The sequence below is a fragment of the Acidovorax cavernicola genome (genome assembly GCF_003581445.1).
This window is the reverse complement of sequence record NZ_QXMN01000116.1, coordinates 1-3,121: the sequence shown is the minus strand read 5'-3', so window position 1 is coordinate 3,121 and position 3,121 is coordinate 1. Positions and strand designations below refer to the sequence as shown.

4 protein-coding genes are annotated in these 3,121 nt (G+C 67.2%); 1 reads left to right on the top strand and 3 read right to left on the bottom strand.

The window, feature by feature from the left end; all coding sequences use genetic code 11:
* Window positions 1–293 (bottom strand): cysteine hydrolase family protein (locus D3H34_RS31340; protein WP_491047154.1); only part of this gene is annotated, 293 nt, incomplete at its 3' end.
* A gap of 86 nt (window positions 294–379) precedes the next feature.
* Complete coding sequence (locus tag D3H34_RS31335; RefSeq protein ID WP_119558717.1) at window positions 380–1,246, bottom strand: pirin family protein; 867 nt, start codon at window positions 1,244–1,246, stop codon at window positions 380–382.
* 122 nt (window positions 1,247–1,368) lie between these two features.
* Here D3H34_RS31335 and D3H34_RS31330 point away from each other — a divergent pair, with 122 nt between their 5' ends.
* Window positions 1,369–2,274, top strand: a complete 906-nt coding sequence (locus D3H34_RS31330) for a LysR family transcriptional regulator (RefSeq protein ID WP_119558716.1) — start codon at window positions 1,369–1,371, stop codon at window positions 2,272–2,274.
* Between the two features lie 6 nt (window positions 2,275–2,280).
* On the opposite strand, the gene D3H34_RS31325 is transcribed toward D3H34_RS31330, so the two are convergent.
* A partial coding sequence (locus D3H34_RS31325; protein WP_147400539.1) for a CoA transferase occupies window positions 2,281–3,121 on the bottom strand: 841 nt, incomplete at its 5' end.

Sequence of the window (3,121 nt, the reverse complement as noted above, 5' to 3'; positions counted from 1 at the left end):
TTGACGAAGTCTTCGTTGTCCCAGGCATTGATCTGGCCGGGGCGGGCGATATAGGGAGCGTCGGGAAACTGGGCCTTGAGTTCGGGCACCAGCGGGCCGTTCGGGCCGTCCTCGAAGCTCGTGGTCAGGATGGTCGGCAGCTGGAAGTAGCTGGCCATGTCGGCCAGTGCCAGCACATTGTTCTTGAACTTGTCGGGGTCGATGTCGCGCACCAGGGACAGCAGGCCGGTCTGGTGATCGACCAGCAGCACGGCGACGTCGTTTTTGTCGAGGCGAACATAAGGCTTGGACATGGAATTCTCCTTTGAACTTACAAACAATGCCCGTGAGGGCGGGGATTGCCATGCACCTGGCGCTGTGGCCAGGTGCACAGACGGTATCAGGCGTGCATGGCCCCGAAGCGGCCGCTGTTGAAATCGGTGATCGCTTCGACGATTTCGGCCTGGGTGTTCATCACGAACGGTCCATGGCCCACGATGGGCTCGTCAATCGGCTCACCGCCGAGCAGCAGCAGCGTCGCATCGCTGTTGGCTTCGATCTCCACACCGCTGCCGTCGCGCTCGAACTGCACCAGTTGCGCTTCGCGCACGACTTCCTGGCCGTTGACCAGCACCGTGCCGTGCAGCACCACGAGTGCCAGCGTATGACCGACGGGCGTATCGAAGCGCGCAACGCGGCCTTGCTGGAGGCGCACATCCCAGACATCGACCGGCGTGAAAGTCTGCGCCGGACCGTGGTGGCCGTCAAATGCGCCGGCGATCACGCGCACCTGGCCCGCGCCATCGGGCAGCGGCACGGACGGAATCTGCGCGTCCTGCAGCGTCTGGTAGCGCGGCGCGGCGAGCTTGTCCCTGGCCGGCAGGTTGACCCACAGCTGCACCATTTCGAGCGTGCCGCCGCGTTGCGTGAACGCCTGTGAATGGAATTCCTCGTGCAGGATGCCGCTGGCCGCGGTCATCCATTGCACATCGCCCGGGCCGATGAGGCCGCCGGCGCCCGTGGAATCGCGGTGCTCGACTTCGCCCTGGTAGACGATGGTCACGGTCTCGAAGCCGCGGTGCGGATGCTGGCCCACGCCGCGCGGCTGCGTGGCGGGGGTGAACTGCGCGGGGCCCGCGTAGTCGAGCAGCAGGAACGGGCTCAGATGCGCACCGTGGCTGCCGTAGCTGAACAGCGAGCGCACGGGAAAGCCATTGCCCACCCAGTGCGGGCGGGGCGCGCTGTAGGTTCCGACGATCTTCTTCATGGCGTTTTCTCCTGTGGCACGAGGCGGTGCCTCGAATGCATGACTAGAGAATAAATCCAGCACGGAAATCGCGGTAGTCCGCAAAAATTGCGTTCATCGTTCTATTTGAGGAACAATGGCGCATGAGAGATCTCAACGACCTTTATTACTACGTGCAGGTGGTCGAGCATGCTGGCTTCGCGCCCGCGGGACGCGCGCTGGGCATGCCCAAATCCAAGCTCAGCCGGCGCGTCGCGCTGCTCGAGGAGCGCCTGGGCGTGCGCCTGATCCAGCGTTCGACGCGCCGCTTCGCCGTTACCGAGATCGGCCAGACCTATTACCGGCACTGCAAGGCGATGCTGGTCGAAGCCGATGCGGCCGAGGAAGCGATTGCGCTGACCCAGGCCGAGCCCTGCGGCACGGTGCGCATGACCTGTCCGGTGGCGCTGCTCGATGTGCGCGTGGCCGCGATGCTGTCGGCGTTCATGGCGCTGTATCCGCGCGTGCGCATCGAGCTCGAGGAGACCAATCGCCGCGTGGACGTTCTCGGCGAAGGCGTCGATGTGGCGATCCGCGTGCGGCCGCCGCCTATCGATGACAGCGATCTGGTGATGCGCGTGCTCGGCGAGCGCAACCAGTGCCTGGTCGCGAGCCCGTCGCTGCTGGGCGCAACGCGCACCCCGCACAATCCTGCCGATCTCGCCGGCCTGCCGAGCCTGGGGCTGGGCCAGCCGCAGAATGACCATGTCTGGGCGCTGCACGGCCCTGACGGCGCGCAGGCCAGCATCCGCCACCAGCCGCGCTTCATCACGCAAGGCATGTTCGCGCTGCGCACCGCGGCCATTGCCGGCGTGGGCATCGTGCAGCTGCCGCGGATGATGGTCAGCGGGCCTTGCGCGCGCGGTGAACTGGTCGAAGTGCTGCCCGGCTGGGCGCCGCGGCGCGAGATCATCCATGCGGTGTTCGCTTCGCGGCGCGGGCTGCTGCCTGCGGTCAGGGCCTTGCTCGATTTCCTGGCCGCGCAGTTCGCGGCGCTGCAGGAGGATTGACGGGCTTCACTGGCCTGTTGCGCTGCCCAGCGTGTCCCGCAGCATCTGCGTGTGCTGGCCCAGCGTGGGCGCGGCGAACGGCTGCGGGCCGGGCGTGCGGTCGAAGGCGATGGCGCGCGTGAAGCCGCGGTAGCTGCCCAGCGTCGGGTCCGGGATGTCGGTAATCATGTCCTCGGCGGCCACCTGCGGGTGGTCGAACATGTCTTCGACCGCGCGCGCCGCGGCGCAGGGCACGGCTTCGCCGAACAGCGTTTCCCATTCGAGCGCGCTGCGCGCCGCGAGCGCCTGGCGCAGCAGCGGCACGAGTTCAGCGTGGTGCTGGGCGCGCAGACGCACGCTCGCGTAGCGCGGGTTGGCGGCGAGTTCGGGCAGGCCGATCTTCTCGCACAGCGCCTGCCAGAAATGCGGCGTGTTGGCCGAGATGTAGATATGGCCGGCGCGCGTCGGGTGGATTCCGGTGATGCCGCCCGAGCGCATGTCGCGGCCGATCTCGCGCGGCTCGCCTTCTGCCCAGACCAGCCGCGCCGACTGCATGGTCAGCGCCGCGCGCAGCAGCGAGACGCCCACATGCTGGCCCAGTCCGCTTTGCGTGCGCTCGTACAGCGCCGAGGACACGCCCGCGGCGACCAGCGCCGAAGCGTAGTAATCGACCACCGAGCCATAGAGGATTTCGGGCGGGCCGTCTTCCTTGGCCTGCATGGCGCACATGCCGGTCATGGTCTGCAGCACCTGGTCGTAGCCCGCCTTGCTGCGCAGCGGTCCGCTCGCGCCATAGCCCGTGACGCTGCAATAGACCAGGCGCGGATTGAGCTGCGTGAGCTGCTCGAAAGCGATGCCCAGGCGTTCG

Coding starts and splice junctions, on each gene's coding strand:
- D3H34_RS31330 (WP_119558716.1), top strand. CDS start 1,369: ATGAGAGATCTCAACGACCTTTATTACTACGTGCAGGTGGTCGAGCAT.
- D3H34_RS31335 (WP_119558717.1), bottom strand. CDS start 1,246: ATGAAGAAGATCGTCGGAACCTACAGCGCGCCCCGCCCGCACTGGGTG.